At 47.2% G+C, this 15,100-nt stretch carries 15 protein-coding genes and 1 tRNA gene; 4 read left to right on the forward strand and 12 right to left on the reverse strand.

Going from position 1 to position 15,100, the window contains the following annotated elements:
- The first annotated feature begins 6 nt into the window (after positions 1–6).
- From R1T41_RS04290 to R1T41_RS04300, 3 genes are all read left to right on the forward strand, one after another.
- Positions 7–363, forward strand: a complete 357-nt coding sequence (locus R1T41_RS04290; protein ID WP_062960843.1) for a hypothetical protein — start codon at positions 7–9, stop codon at positions 361–363.
- A 170-nt stretch (positions 364–533) separates the two neighbouring features.
- Entirely contained in the window at positions 534–929 is a 396-nt protein-coding gene (locus tag R1T41_RS04295; RefSeq protein WP_007090137.1) for a helix-turn-helix domain-containing protein, read from the forward strand.
- 131 nt (positions 930–1,060) lie between these two features.
- Positions 1,061–1,699, forward strand: a complete 639-nt coding sequence (locus R1T41_RS04300; RefSeq protein ID WP_317340191.1) for a hypothetical protein — start codon at positions 1,061–1,063, stop codon at positions 1,697–1,699.
- Positions 1,700–1,745: 46 nt separating this feature from the next.
- Here R1T41_RS04300 and proB read toward each other — a convergent pair whose 3' ends face one another.
- The 4 genes from proB to rplU form a co-directional block, all read right to left on the reverse strand.
- Positions 1,746–2,861, reverse strand: a complete 1,116-nt coding sequence (gene proB, locus R1T41_RS04305; protein WP_097052049.1) for a glutamate 5-kinase — start codon at positions 2,859–2,861, stop codon at positions 1,746–1,748.
- On the reverse strand, positions 2,858–3,895 hold the full coding sequence (gene obgE / locus R1T41_RS04310; RefSeq protein WP_062948129.1) for a GTPase ObgE: 1,038 nt from the start codon (positions 3,893–3,895) through the stop codon (positions 2,858–2,860). Before obgE ends, proB begins: the two co-directional genes overlap by 4 nt.
- A gap of 179 nt (positions 3,896–4,074) precedes the next feature.
- Positions 4,075–4,335: a 50S ribosomal protein L27 gene (rpmA, locus tag R1T41_RS04315; protein ID WP_007090141.1), complete on the reverse strand. Its 261-nt coding sequence runs from the start codon at positions 4,333–4,335 to the stop codon at positions 4,075–4,077.
- 30 nt (positions 4,336–4,365) lie between these two features.
- Positions 4,366–4,677 carry a 50S ribosomal protein L21 gene (rplU, locus tag R1T41_RS04320; RefSeq protein ID WP_007090142.1) on the reverse strand — a complete coding sequence of 104 codons (312 nt, stop codon included), beginning with the start codon at positions 4,675–4,677 and terminating at the stop codon, positions 4,366–4,368.
- 361 nt (positions 4,678–5,038) lie between these two features.
- Between rplU and R1T41_RS04325 the strand changes: the two genes are divergently transcribed.
- A tRNA-Ser gene (locus R1T41_RS04325) sits at positions 5,039–5,128 on the forward strand.
- A 21-nt stretch (positions 5,129–5,149) separates the two neighbouring features.
- On the opposite strand, the gene R1T41_RS04330 is transcribed toward R1T41_RS04325, so the two are convergent.
- The 8 genes from R1T41_RS04330 to R1T41_RS04365 all read right to left on the reverse strand — a co-directional run bounded on the left by R1T41_RS04330 (position 5,150) and on the right by R1T41_RS04365 (position 14,814).
- Positions 5,150–6,247: a glycosyltransferase gene (locus tag R1T41_RS04330; RefSeq protein ID WP_317340195.1), complete on the reverse strand. Its 1,098-nt coding sequence runs from the start codon at positions 6,245–6,247 to the stop codon at positions 5,150–5,152.
- A 20-nt stretch (positions 6,248–6,267) separates the two neighbouring features.
- A complete protein-coding gene (locus tag R1T41_RS04335) occupies positions 6,268–7,140 on the reverse strand; it encodes an SDR family oxidoreductase (protein ID WP_317340197.1) in 873 nt (290 codons plus the stop codon).
- 7 nt (positions 7,141–7,147) lie between these two features.
- On the reverse strand, positions 7,148–8,293 hold the full coding sequence (locus R1T41_RS04340) for a hypothetical protein (protein WP_317340199.1): 1,146 nt from the start codon (positions 8,291–8,293) through the stop codon (positions 7,148–7,150).
- On the reverse strand, positions 8,293–8,823 hold the full coding sequence (locus R1T41_RS04345) for a hypothetical protein (protein ID WP_317340201.1): 531 nt from the start codon (positions 8,821–8,823) through the stop codon (positions 8,293–8,295). Before R1T41_RS04345 ends, R1T41_RS04340 begins: the two co-directional genes overlap by 1 nt.
- Before the next feature lie 191 nt (positions 8,824–9,014).
- Complete coding sequence (locus R1T41_RS04350; RefSeq protein WP_317340203.1) at positions 9,015–11,366, reverse strand: hypothetical protein; 2,352 nt, start codon at positions 11,364–11,366, stop codon at positions 9,015–9,017.
- A 46-nt stretch (positions 11,367–11,412) separates the two neighbouring features.
- Positions 11,413–12,129 (reverse strand): glycosyltransferase family 2 protein, encoded by a 717-nt coding sequence (locus tag R1T41_RS04355; RefSeq protein ID WP_317340205.1) that lies wholly within the window; start codon positions 12,127–12,129, stop codon positions 11,413–11,415.
- A 167-nt stretch (positions 12,130–12,296) separates the two neighbouring features.
- Positions 12,297–14,042 (reverse strand): hypothetical protein, encoded by a 1,746-nt coding sequence (locus R1T41_RS04360; protein ID WP_317340207.1) that lies wholly within the window; start codon positions 14,040–14,042, stop codon positions 12,297–12,299.
- Between the two features lie 46 nt (positions 14,043–14,088).
- Positions 14,089–14,814: an FkbM family methyltransferase gene (locus R1T41_RS04365; RefSeq protein WP_317340209.1), complete on the reverse strand. Its 726-nt coding sequence runs from the start codon at positions 14,812–14,814 to the stop codon at positions 14,089–14,091.
- Positions 14,815–15,100: the final 286 nt, after the last annotated feature.

Here is a 15,100-nt window from a genome sequence, read left to right on the forward strand (position 1 = left end):
AATGACATGACAGCGATCACACCGATCCCCTTGCACCCGGCCCGCAGGCCCGACGCTGCAAGTAGTGGAACAGACGGCCCTGCCGGGATCGGGATGGATATCACTGCACTGGTTTCGCCTGTACGGGAAATCGCGCAGAACGGTGGCGCATGGCTTGAACCCCATGATCCTGGGGGCAGTGCAGCATTTTGGGCGCAGCTTTTGGGCCAGCTCCTACCTCAGGAAAACCTTTTGCAACCTGCGGTCATTCAGGAATTGCATGCCAGCTATGCACGTCATTTCACACCTTACGGCTCAGAAAGCCATGTCTTTTTTTCGCCTAACGCACTAGACAACGACAGGCGAATTGACCTATATAGCTAGCTTCTGGCGGATCGCTGAGACTCCTATCTGACCAAAGTTCAGATATTTCTTGCAAGCAGAAGGCCTTCAAACCGGGTCAACCTGATTGTGATTAATAGGCGAAATTAACAAGCCTGACAGCGTCCCGAGTGGGAATAAATAACTGGCGGTTGATAACGGAAAAATATGCAATGACTGAGATTGTATCAAACGAAGAACCGAAACGCGCTAATCGCGCAACAGATACGGACCGTTATGTCGGTCAGCGTATTCGCGAACGTCGCATCATGCTGGGTCTGTCCCAGCAGCAGATGGCCGACCTGATCGGTGTTACCTACCAGCAGGCTCACAAATACGAGCGCGGCATCAACCGCATTTCTGCCGGTCGTCTTTACGAAATCTCCCAGGTCCTGGGCGTTCCTGTCAGCTACTTCTATGAAGGTCTCGACGGCAACCAGGAAACCGAACTTAATGCGCGTCAGCGCATGTGCCTTGAACTGGCGCGCAACTTTGCGAGCATCAAGCACGAAAAACATCAGGAAGCGCTGAGCCAGATGGCACGCGCACTGGCCGATCAGGCTGCCTAAGCCTGATCACTGCGATCTTCAGCATTGCTGCAAAAATCAGGCTGCCTTCCATGGCAGCCTTTTTTTGTGGCTGATCACAGGCACGATTTTTGTGATAGCGTCACGGCAAGACCAAGACAGGGGTAAACCGCATGACAGGCGATATCACGCAATCCGGCCTGATCGATCTGATCGACGAGCAACGCAGCAAACTTGGCTATCTGTCGATATCGGCCCTGATGGCGCTGACAAAGGCCGGCAATGTCATCCTTGATCCGTTTTCAACCCTGATAAGCATCCATGCCGATATCGGGCGCGACAATATTTTCCATCCTGCCGTCCGGCTTGATGCCACCTCCCCCGCAACGCTTGAAATTGGCAGCCGAAATACGTTTTACGGCGACACGATGATTGATGCCCAGACAGGGCCGATCACGATCGGCAATGACAATCTGTTTGGCGAAGGTTGCGTTCATGTCGCCACCAGCCAGCCCGGTGCGGCGATCACTATCGGATCAGACGGTCGTTATCGCGGGTCAATCCAGATTTCAGGCTTATCCGTTCTGGGTGATGGCAGCCAGATCCTTGGCAATATTATTGTCCGCGATGTGCAGCTTGGCGCAGGCGGATCATTTCGCCACCCGAATGCCGATGAACGTGGTGCGGTTTTAAAGGGGGTTGGACAGGGAAGCGGGATTATCCTTCAGACCGGTCAGGTAATTGCCGGAAACGGCACCCTCGCCCCGGAAAACGTCCGGATGCAGTCCTTCTATCACCCAGACGCAAAATAGGGGCAGCCGATGGCTACCCCTTTGTCGCAAATCCTGTAACCGAACTCTATTGATCGGCAATCACCAGATCGTCGGAATGAATAACCGCGTTGCCACGGCTATATCCCAAGGCGGTTTCGATTTCCTGCGAGGAATGGCCCTTGATCAACCGGGTTTCCTCGGCCGAATAGGATGTAATGCCACGCGCGATTTCAGTGCCCTCGGCATCAAGTATGCGCACCGCATCCCCATGCTTGAAGCTGCCATCAACACCGGCAATCCCCGCCGCCAGCAGGTTTTTGCCTGCCCGCAATGCCTTTGCCGCACCGCCATCAACAATGATGGCCCCGCGTGCCGAAAGCGACGTTGCGATCCAGTGGCGACGTGCCGCAAGCGGGCTTTCACTTGGCAGAAACAGGGTATGCGGCCCGCCTTCGAGCTGCGCCTTTAGCGGATGATAGATGGTGCCGCGCGCGATCATCATGCGGCATCCGGCCTTCATCGCGATTTCGGCGGCCTGCAATTTGGTCACCATGCCGCCGGAGCTATACATCGTCGGGGCGGCACCGGCCATGTCCATGATTTCGGGTGTCAGTTCACGCACCGTCGGGATCAGGGTCGCATCCGGGTTCTTGCGCGGATCGGCGGTATACAGCCCATCGATATCGGACAGCAATACCAGCGTATCGGCCGAAATCATGTGTGCGACCTTGGCGCCAAGGCGATCATTATCGCCAAAGCGGATTTCTTCGGTGGCAACCGTATCGTTTTCATTGATTAGCGGCACCGCCCCACGTGCCAACAGGGCATTTAACGTCCCGCGCGCATTCAGGTAACGGCGGCGGCTTTCCATATCCTCAAGCGTCACAAGAACCTGCGCCATGATCAGGCCGTTACGACCCAATGCTTCCTGCCAGACCTGCGACAGGCTGATCTGGCCGGTGGCGGCAGCGGCCTGTTTATCGGCAAGGCTGATGGTGCGGTGATCAAGCCCCAGCAAACGCCGCCCCATGGCGATCGCGCCACTTGAAACCACGATGACCTCGACCCCGCGTTCGCGCAGAAGTGCGACATCATCGGCAAGCGCCTCGAGCCAGGCACGGCGAAGCTTGCCGGTATTTTCATCGACCAGAAGGGCTGAACCGACCTTGATGATCAGGCGTTTTGCGTCCGCAAGGCTCACGGTTGGAAGCCCTCATCTTCGCGGCCCTCCATCGCACGGTGCTCGCGCTCTTCGACAATGTGGCGGCGCAGTTCGCGATGAACTTCCTTGACCCCCTGCTGGGTGGCGCCAGACACGATAAAGACTTTCTTGCCGATCCCTTTTTCAAGGATTTCACGCTGTTCCTCGACCATTTCCGGCAGAAGCTGATCGGCCTTGGAAAGGGCGACGATTTCGGGCTTGTCTATGAGGACGTCGGCATAGCTTTCAAGTTCTTCGCGCACCGTGCGATAGGTCGCGACCGGGTCCTCGTCCGCGCAATCGATCAGATGCAGCAGAACTTCGCAGCGTTCGATATGGCCCAGGAACCGGGTCCCGATGCCCTTGCCCTCGGATGCGCCTTCGATCAGGCCCGGAATATCGGCCAGAACGAATTCATGATCATCGATTTCAACCACGCCCAACTGCGGATGCAAGGTGGTGAAGGGATAATCGGCGATTTTCGGACGCGCGCTGGATGACGCGGCAAGGAAGGTGGATTTGCCCGCATTGGGCAGACCGACCAGACCGGCATCGGCAATCAGCTTCAGACGCAGCCAGACCGACATTTCCTCGTTCGGCCAGCCTTCTTCAGCACGGCGCGGTGCCTGGTTGGTGGAGGATTTGAAATGGGTGTTGCCCCGGCCGCCATCGCCGCCCCGGCACAGCACAAAGGTCTGACCCGGCTCAAGCATATCGACAATCAGGGTTTCGCGGTCTTCTTCAAGGATCTGGGTTCCGACCGGGACCTTGATCGTGATCGAGTTGCCCGAACGGCCGGTGCGGTTGCGCCCCATGCCGTGCATGCCGATTTCGGCCTTGAAATGCTGCTGATAACGGAAATCGATCAGGGTGTTGAGGTTTTCAACCGCCTCGACGATCACGTCACCGCCGCGCCCGCCATCGCCACCATCCGGGCCCCCATATTCGATGAATTTTTCGCGCCGGAAGCTGACCGCACCGGCACCGCCGCGGCCACTGCGTACGTGGATTTTTGCTTCGTCGAGAAACTTCATAACCGGTCCTTTGGGCGATGCCCGTCAATCATTCCGCCCGGCCGGATTGCGATTTCGAAACAGATCGCCTCGCATCGACGGCACGGGAAATTTTCATATAACACATAAAACAAGGGAGGAATGATTGCTCATTCCTCCCTCGAAATCTTTGCTACGGATGAGCGCAGCCGACGGGAGGCTTACGCCTCGGCCGGAACGACACATACATAGGTACGCCCCTTGAAGCCCGACTTGAACTGGACGTTGCCGCCAGCCGTCGCAAACAGGGTGTGGTCTTTGGCCAGGCCAACATTGTCGCCGGCATGGAACTTGGTGCCACGCTGACGAACGAGAATGTTACCTGCAACAACCGTCTGGCCGCCGAATTTCTTGACGCCGAGGCGCCGACCTTCGGAGTCGCGACCGTTACGGGAGCTACCACCAGCTTTCTTATGAGCCATGAAACTCTCCTAAAACTGCATCCCGGCCGATTAGGCCGTGATGTCCGTGATGCGCAGAACAGTCAGGTTCTGGCGATGACCATTTTTGCGACGGTAGTTGTGCCGGCGCTTTTTCTTGAAAACGATCACCTTGTCGCCCTTGGTCTGTTCGAGAACTTCTGCATTCACAAAAGCCCCTTTGACCAACGGAGCACCAACCTTCGGCGCACCGTCGCCAGCAACCATGAGAACTTCTTCAAGTTTCACGGTGTCACCGGCCTGGGCAGCGATCTTTTCGACTTTGATAACGTCGTTGGCAGCAACTTTATACTGTTTGCCGCCAGTTTTGATGATTGCATACATCGATATAGTTCCTGAAAAATCATTCTGGAAACGCACACGCGCGCTTCGGTGTCGCTGCTAACTGAAACCGAACCGCTGCGAGAGACGGGTGAAATACCTTTTTCGCCCGCCAGAGTCAACCGCAAACCGCACCGTTTCCGGGCTTTGGCCATGGCAGGGACGCATGGCAGACCTTTGGCGCAGACCGGATCGGCAACAAGGCGCATCCCAAATTGACAAAGCCAGATCGCGTCCCTCGCAAACCAGGGCCGCCAACAGAACCGGGAACATTGATAAAAGAGTTCGGGGAAAATACGTTTTCCCTCTTGCATTCTGGCTTAAGGATCGTTAAACAGCGCCTCGAACGCCAGACCACACATGCGGAGAGGTGCCGGAGTGGTCGAACGGGGCGGTCTCGAAAACCGTTGTACTAGCAATAGTACCGTGGGTTCGAATCCCACCCTCTCCGCCATTTTCTTAACGCGCAGAAGATTTATAGCAGGCAGAACAACTGAGATTCAAATCTCCTTACGATCGCCCTTTTCAAATCGTATGGCCGCAAGATAATCGCTAACAGAGCTCGGCGAATAGTCGCACTTGGAATACGCAGCACAATATCAAGCCCGAAAACGAAGCCCGGGAGATGTGGCTTAACTGCGTCAATGACAACTCCGACATCCATCGGTTGAGGCTGCATTACTTGGCGCTCAATAAAGCTGTATATCCAACGTTTGGTAAAACGTCTAATGTAGCCTTTCTGAAGAACACCATCTTCAAGATCATTTAAGCGAGTAATTGCTTGCCCCAACACACGGTTGGAGATTTCCACATCTTTGAACGTAATTGCAGAGATGGAAGTGCTGACAAAACGTCGCCACACGGCCAAGGGCTCGCCAATAAAGCAACTTCCATACTTCAGAGAAACAAGCATCGACAGAAACCTATCGGTAAGCCCATAGAGCTCTGCGTCATATCCACCACACTCAACTGCTGCTTTTCGACGAAAGATCGTTGTAGTCCCCCAAAACCAGCTGTCATCCCGGTATAGCGAGCGAGCCGCAGCTTCTGGAGATACATATCCTGTATGATCCATTTCAGGCGTAGGAGACGGAGCAAAAACAGGATCCATCTCACCTTCATCCAGCATATAACAAAGCGACGTACATAATCCGGCTTTAGGATGTTGTTCTAGCTTAGCCAATGTCCGCTCAAAAAGGTCCGGCATAACGAAATCATCGGCCGCGGCGAAATAAACGTAATCTTCTGTTCGCTCGTACAACCATTCTTGCGCGTTTGCGATGTAACCGCGATTTTGGGTATTCAACACAGGCACGATATGCGGATACGTATCCGCGTAATCCTGTATTATCTCTCGACTGTTATCCCATGACGCATCATCAACCACATAGATAACGTCGGCCTGTCGTGTTTGAGAAAGCAATGCGTCAAGAGCAGCAGACAAGTATTTCGCATGATTGAAGTTTGCGAGGAAAACCGCAAGCGTCGGAGCTTTGGTCAAAGGGGTATTCTCTTTGGACATCGTCAGCAGTCTTTTGTCATTTCTCATAATGACCGAAGGCACATCGGTCATTATGGGATATCACTGTGTATTTACAAAGAATGCGATTTCTTCAAACCGGCTTCAAGAGAGGTATAGGTGAAATCGGGGAATGCTTTGTAAGTATTCGCCGGATCAAACGGCCTGTAACCGTTATGAGGCATTGGCCCAACACGTTCAGAACCCACTACCTCACTGCTGGAATCAAACAAACGAACAGCAATTTCCGCGCATTCACGAAATGACGTAACTGTACCCGTAGCGGCGTTCAAAATACCTGTACTTCTATGCATAATCATACGCGCTGCAAGTTCGGCAACATCTTCGACAAATACGTGATCCCGGCGTTCCTCGCCTTCCCCAAAAAGAACAATCTTTTCTCGTGCCTGCGCCTGACGGCAAAAGCGATTGGGGCCATAGCCATTATGAGGATCGGCCGCACCGAAAATAAGTGTTGGGCGCAGTATGGCCAACGGCCCGCTGTAAGAATGTTTCAAGCCTGTTTCACGTGCCAAATGCATAACACCATGAAGAGTACTTGGTTCAGCTGAACTCGCCTCTGAGAGAGGCTTCATGCTATCTGCATAAACAGCATCAGAACTTACATACAGAATATGCTTTGGCGAGACTGCCTCAACGGCTTTTGCTACGGCATCAAGCATTTTGATGTTTGCCCCAAGCATCTCAACATTCTTGACTGGGGCTTTCGCGGAAATAAATACTAACGTATCGTTCTCCGTCACAATTTCAGAAAGCAATGCACCGGCATCCTGACTCTCCAAGTCAATGACTTGGCGCAGTACGCGCAACACATCAACTCCCCGCCCCTCTAGTTTAGCTGTCAAAGCAGAGCCGACAAAACCTCCCGCGCCAAGAACCACGACCCTTGATGGCTTAATCTCTTTTCCAGAAAAATGCTTTAACATGGCTTTCCTATTTCTCAACACTGTTTTTTTCTAGGTAGTCAAGGGCTCTTGAATAGTATTCCGCTAACGTTCCGTATTGCGCAACATATGTCGAACTACTAAAGCGCTCCTCGAAATAGCGCACCCTTTCCCAACCCTGCCCAACGGCTGAATACACGGATACAAACATCAGAACTCCTGATAAACAGCAATATATGAATTGGCGGTCTGCACCCAGTTTCACGACCAACCACGACACCGCAAAATGCGCTACGAATACCACCAAGGTCACTTCCGCCAATAGTAACATCCTAGTAGTGAGCTGAATAAATAAAGAAAACTCCCCCCAAATCATATCACCACGGAATAATATATATACCACAAAACATAATATAGCTGAAGATATACATATTGCTGAAAAAATCATCGCGTCCACAGTATACTCTCTAGATTTAAAAATAAATCTATTAGAAACAACCAACACTGCCATCAACCCAATCAGTACTATCGTGTAAGTAATATGCCAAAACGCACCACTCAGACAAATAATCATAGCCAAACGATTATTCCCCTTCCAGCGAACCGACAATGCCACCATAAACAACAATAAAACGGTAGACTTCGGCTGCGTACTTAATGGAGAAAATGCCGGACCAGGATCTAAAAGGAGAACGCCCAAGTTGAGAAAATCCCTAACATCGCCATAATAAAGCAAGTGGTCGGTTGCCATGGGCCCTGGCATTAAAGACGTCAACGCGAAATAAGCGGATGCAACCATAAGCACCTCACTTACACCAGCTTTAATTGCGTAAATTGCGGCTACAATCACTCCAAGCACAGCCGGAATACCCAAACCAAGACCTAGAGCTAATGGACGGTTACCCTCAGCAATCAACACCCCGACCCAACCACTGACTATGTGCATGGGATAATTAAAACGCATAGCTTCGCGACGTAACAATTCCAAAGCTTCATAGCTTCCCGACTGCCACTGATCCAGACCTAATAATTTAACTCTATCTGGAGCAAAAAACTGATATGATATAAAATGCAGCCAAAGACTATCTGTTTTCGGCTCTATTTCAACAAACAAAAAGAACATTACGGTTGAAATAGATAAGATTATAAATATTGAATTATAAATTGGATCTTTCAATAAATATCTTTTTCCCATTATTCACTATCACCCTCTTTTTGGACTGACAACCCATCAGAAAGCAAGGGGCGCATCTCTTCGATATATGGCCGTAGAGATACAGAAATACCATGTAACGCGTTTAATATCTCTGATTTTGCTTCAGGTGTAATGTTTTGAAGCGCTTGATCTAATGAAATTACAACGCGGCGAGCATGAGAAAAAACGCTGTTACCGTTTGGACCACCGCTCACCGTGGTAGTAACGACTTCTCTCATCAGATCAAAAGATGATAGTGCAATTAAAAAACAAAGTAACATTGGAATGAGAAAAAACAGCTTAGACCCAATGTTTAACTTCGGAAGTTTGTTAGGTTCTCCGCTAATCTGTTTCCCATTCTCTTTCTTGGAGCTATCGAAAATGGAAATCTCTTCGGTAACTCGAGCAATAACTTCATCTAATTTTTTCCCCACGTGCACAATACCTGAATAATCGTCAGCCACCCTGTACATCCCATTTTCAAGGATTGTAACCTTCAACTCAGCGAGTTCGAAATCTTTACCTCTCATTTACTCACACCTACACCGCTACTTTACATTGTCACATATTTGAAAAAGAACTGGCGATCAAAATCAAGCATCTGCCTAGAATGCTATGCTATTAAAACCAGCCCGCCTCACGCGTACTTTGTCCACATCAAGACCGCCCGATTTCTCAGAAGGTTATGTGGCTTTTTTAAATTTAGTCAAATCAATGACGTTCAATCTGCTGCTTTATCCAGCCCAATGATAGCCCAGTTTGCCCCATTGGTTTTTGCGTCGATCGCTATTATGCGATGATCAGGCCAACCCCCATCTTTCGGCTCCATAGCCAATTGCGTGATTACTTCTCGCGCGCACCCAACGGCCAAATAGTCACTATGTTTTTGTTGCACCGCGCGCTTCATACGCAACGAAAGGCTTTCATATGTTTGGCACACATACAAATCCGGGCTCAAATACTCCTTATTCTCGGTACGATCAGCAAACCATAGGTATGTATCATCGATTTTGTATTGCTTGCTCATCCCATCACCTAGAATACGCGCCCGTCCGAACTGCCCATCCATGAAAGCCCATCCCCCCGTCATCACGTGATAGGGCGTTGCATAGTTGTTCGAAACAACTGTTGCGCCCGGCATTTGCGCTAATGTGCTGTATAAACCCACCACGCCGTTCGCAGGAACTAGCTTGACTAGCGTTAATTGAGCATATACCCACACACCGCCGACTAGGATTACAAGCCCTGCCCCTAAAAAGCGACATGCTTGAACCTGAAAGTTCCAAGCCAACGAAGCAAAGCCTCTGACTGGCAGCGCGGCACATACTTTACCCAACCACACCAGACCGGTAGAGCTCGTCAAGGCTATAAAAATTACAAGGAATGAACAGTTTCGCACCAAATACCCAGAGTATAGGTATCCTGGCAAAAGAAAAACGACCATGAGGATGCCGGTGAATGCGCACATCAAAAGTATTGCCACATTCCTTATCTCTGCTTTCAGACACCTGATCTCCTTCAAATGAGGGAAATCAAGCATTATGAAGACCGAAGCCAACACCGCTGAAACACAAATAATTGCCCGATACAAATATTGGTACACATAGATACCACCAAATGCATCCGACCAGAATGCATCAGCACTCACCTCAATACTAGAATTTGAAAATGCCAAAAGGACAATCATCCCCAAGACAAGAAGATACCCCTTTCCTATCCTTTCGTGAATGATACCGTGCACATATTTGGCTATCTTAAATTCTACGAACCAAAATACACTTATTGATAGAATTGAAGTGATTGATAACAGTTTCAATATTTGTAATAAACTAAAATCAATTTTCAATAAGTCCTTATCTATAAATAAGACCCCAAAAAACAGGAACCACAAAAATAACCCATTTCCGCTCTGGTTTATTTCACGATTTTTTATCGGCAAACATAGAGTCACGGCAAAGCCAATAGTTAAGATGACTATGCCATAACCACTTGGGGACAAGATTAACGGCAAAGTGGCCAACGCCAAAAGAGCTGAACGCACGTAAATTTTTTGAAGAAAATCACCAGCAATAGGGCTAGCCCATAATATGGCGGAAAAAGCAATCGCCATCAAAGCAATACCTAATCCAGGGGAATACGTGAAGGTTCCCCAACGACCAAAGATATCAAAGACGAAGCTCGCAGAGCGAAAGGCCCCACTATCGACCGCATTTTGGAAAAAGACTATGTGATTTGCATCCATAAACTGCTTCACAAGTTCCACAGAAATTCGGTCTTCAACTGCCTCATTTCGGGTAGCATAAGTCAGGCTCAAATCTTTTAAGAAGCCATCCCAACCCAAATACAAAATCAGCTGAAAAACGACTGTTAGGGCACCAGCTAGGCTCCCAACAAACTGCGTACAGATTATCTTAACTGCAACGCGTAACTCCGATCGAAACAGCCATATGGACCACATCCCAATAGTGACGGCAGTGAAAATTGCAAACGTGAGTTCGTAGTAAAAAAGAAAGTACCACAGGCCGAAGAAGGCAAAGAAAATATTCTTATTCCTACTCGACATATATGAAGACACTGACCACAAACATGCAGCAATAAAAAATGTATGCCACACGCGATATGTCACCACTTGCCACTGCAAAAATAGAATATAGTCAGTTAAGAGCATAGAAATAGATACAAATGCTATGCTCTTATTCAAATGCCTTTTAAATACAATATAAATCAGTGCGATTGAAGGAACGCCGACAAGAAGAGTCGTCACAAGTATTTGCATCTCCGGTGTTGTTATTCCCACCAGATAGATTAATGCTGCAAAAATTCGTGGAAAATTTCCTTGATGGGTATGAACAAAAGAGTGAGCAGCGACACTGTCATTCGCCGTTTCATCAGCAAGACCTTTTGCAAAAGACCAATCGTAATTCAACAGGTTTTTTGCGTGCAAAATTGACGAAAATGTTTCGTTCCCATCCAAAACATATGGAATGCCGTCTGCATATATATACAGCGCCAAGTAAACACTTGCAGATAGGAGTAAAACAGCATATACGTCAATATTGCGCAAAATTTTCAATATAAATATACCTTTTATATTTTCAAACAGGACACGCAGTCAAAAATCATCTTCTAAAATACACGTTCAATTCTTTAAGTAGGTTGAAAAATGTAGCACCTACACTCCATATACTTTTAATTTTTAAAGCAGAAGATTTGTTGGTATTCTCTGCTCCCAAGATCGGCACTTGCACATAACTATTGCCAGTTCGAATTAGCTTAATAAGTATCTCCCCTTGAAAACCAAAGCCGTCACTGGATATCTCAATCTCTCGAAGCCGTTTCAGGCGATGGATGGGCAATCCATTGTAATACTTAATATCCAAACGGAATATTAAATTGAGAATCCCGGTATAAGTCCTTGAAATAAAATAACGAAACGGAGTTTTGATCCGCTTAAGGTTTGTCATATAGGGAACGATTATGTCGGCATTACCGAGCTGCGAAAATAGTTTGGGTAAACTCTCCGCTGGCAGGCCACCATCACCACACAGCAACATGTAATAATCAAACTTCGCTAGTTTAATTCCCTTTTTATAGGCTGCTCCGATATTCTCATTTTTGACATTATGGATCACCCGAACCTCTGGGAATTCGGAGGCAACCTCATCCATAATTTCACCTGTTCGGTCAGCACTACCATCATTAACAGCAATCACTTCAAATTCACGCAGGTACTCACGGCACGTACCTACGATATCTTCCAATACGGGTCGGATAACTTTTTCTTCATTTAGAGCCGGAATAACGAATGAAACCGTTAAATCACTTTTCTGCTGCAAAATTCCCTCGCCTTAAATCAAACTTAGAAAGATAAATACATCCAAAGCTCAAGGTTACTGAAGACACTTACGAACAGGCCTGCGATGTAACGCTGAGCTCACACATACTAGTATGGCTTTTCATAAAAATGCGAAAACATAGGTCATATTTAGCCCCAAGCCTGCATTTATCTCAGATCCACAATTACGTAGCCGATACCGACATCATCTCTCTCCACGGTCGGGTAAGAACTCCGCTCTATATCGGTCAAACTAAGTTGCGGAGCGGCTTCACTTGGTAACGGGAAGCCATAAATACAGCTATTGCCGGAAGGTGTGACATCGACGGTGACGAACTGAGAAGTCATCCAGTCACGCCACGTACAACGTGGTACTCTTGCATCAAAATCTACTAACCGCTCAATAGGTTGATATATCAAAAAATCATAGCCTTTTAATTGCTCGGGATCTGAGAGGATATTGCTCACACTATCGGGGTTTATGTAGTCAACGCTAAATCCATCTGTCATCGGCAACTCTCGAGATATCGTGACGTTATAGCTAGCAGCTAAAAATCTTTCGCTCGGATGCTGCTGAACGAAATTAGTCCAGCCGAAATTATTGTATTGCCCATTCGCCGTTGTATGCAGGTGATTCATCACACTGTCCAACAAGATAAAACTCGCACCAGCTAATATTCCCGCCCGCCACCGAGCCGAAGATATCTTTTTAAGGCTAATGAGAAGCTCAGAAAGTATCAGTCCCTTCGCAAATACGACAAAGAATGCGAACAAGGGAAATTCGTGCTTAAAATAAACATGAAGAGAGAATGGAGAAAAAACAAAAACTCCTATAGATACTCCTACAATCCCCGGAACAAAAAACAACTTTGCTACGTGCGACATACGTGTCTGATTAAATTTCGGAATAACCGCACATACCAAAACAGACATCACTAGCATTATCGAGACCCATCCCCACCTCGGAATGGTAACTTCCGTGAGCATATGAGAGAATGTATACAAGATCTGAGACAAACTATTTGTTGCACTTGCCGGAGCACGCAGCACCCCTTGATCCAAATACCATTGATCCACTTCTGAAAGTGGCGGAAGGTCAATTATTGTACTTGCGTACGGAATTTTGATTGCAAGAGAATAAAGAAAATCTTGGACCCAGAAATCAAGCCCCAGCACCGACGCAACGTGCAGTTGCCTTAGAAGAAATGGTATTGAAAATGCCACAGCAACGACGAGAATACGTGTAACGACCTCTCGTGCGTTCATGGTCAACTTAAAGATCAAGCTTGCAGATAAGAACCCGCAAATAACCCAAAAATCATACCCGCACCCGAAAGCAATGAGTGCCCCCAGCACCAGACCGAGGACATTTGCGCTAAACCTACGTTGATTTAACTCACCGGAGAGGTTTAGGCTGAAATAGGCAACAATAAAGAATGCTGGCAAATGCCATGCACGAAGAGCATTCATTGAAAATGCTCCCAAGCCCCAATAAGTCGTGCAAAACAGAATTAGAGTAATAAAACCCGATAAATGAGAATCCGTAACCTTAAGCGCTGTTAAGTAAGCAAAATAAAGACCAATTGCATATGCTATCAGGGGAAGAAATATGTAATATTCCATTCCTTCCAACCCCATCGCCCTTAGACCAACAAAGCTTAGACTTCCTATATTAACACTATGTGTATATATTAAGGGCTGCTCTTCTGTTCCAAGAACCTCGAGCAATCCGAACCTTGGGCCAAACTGAACGAACTGATCAATAGCCTTGATAGAAAGTAATGTTTCTCCACATTCCATATCGCACACTATGAAATCATGTGTTTTTGCATAATTCCAAGTAATGACTGTAGTGACAGCTACAATCAGGAATGCGGCCAAAGACCAAAATTTCGAAGACTTATAAGCACCCATACCCCACCTTACATGATGAGTATTTATAATAAAAATTATTAAATTACTAATTCATGATTGGAAGATCTAAGTATTTTTCCTCTGAGACAGCTATAAGGTTCCGAAGTCCACTCACGTACTGTACACTGTCTTCATCTGAGAAATCAGAAAAACAATCATTTTTCACCGAGTAAGACAAGATTCGATAGCCGTAGTCTTTTAACAATCGAGTTGCCTCATCAATAGTGCTGTGACATGCTTCAAAAATAATTGATGGAGAATATTTTTTTAACGTATTCTCTCCTCCTCTAAATATACGATGCTCAAGGCCTTCCGCATCTATCTTTATTACTTCAGGATATATATTTAATTCGTCTAATTTACGTATTCGACACTGCGTCGGAATAATATTGATCTTGTCTCTAATCTTTGGCTTATATGTCAAATTTACAGCTGATCTCACATTTTCTTCATCGAATGACGAAAATGTGTGAAGTGCTATTTTTCCATACCATGGCGTATACAAGGTGAACTCGCCGTCTTCATCACCAAGACCTATCAAATGGTATTCAAAGTTTTCAATTCTGCTTTCGACTTGCCTGAGATTTTCCGCCAAAGATAGATTGGGCTCAAAAGAAATTATCTTATGGTCAGGACACATTTTTCTGAATGACAATGCAGATATGCCCTGATTAGCACCAATATCGAGAATAGCTCCTTCAGACGTTTGAACAAGGTGTTTCAAAGCATGGTAGGTAGGATCATGAGGCAGCAACAAATCTGTTTTATGCATAAGTCTCCATGCTGCACTCCACAACCATGGGGACTGCTCTACGTACGACTTAACTGAAGAAAGATATGAAAGAATATGCACCATTTGATACCTTCAAAACCAAATATTATAGAGCAAAAGAAATACGAAGATATAGAATTAAAACTTAACACTAACTATTTAGAGAAATGCTACGTTCATTCAATTCGTCGATAAAAATTCATTTTGACTGGTAGATTTCCGAGGGCTATTCCAAACATTCAGAAATAGAAATATGGCTTGGAACTCTGTATTGGGTTCCAAGCCA

Source organism: Thalassospira lucentensis (genome assembly GCF_032921865.1).
Classification (GTDB): Bacteria; Pseudomonadota; Alphaproteobacteria; order Rhodospirillales; family Thalassospiraceae; genus Thalassospira; species Thalassospira lucentensis_A.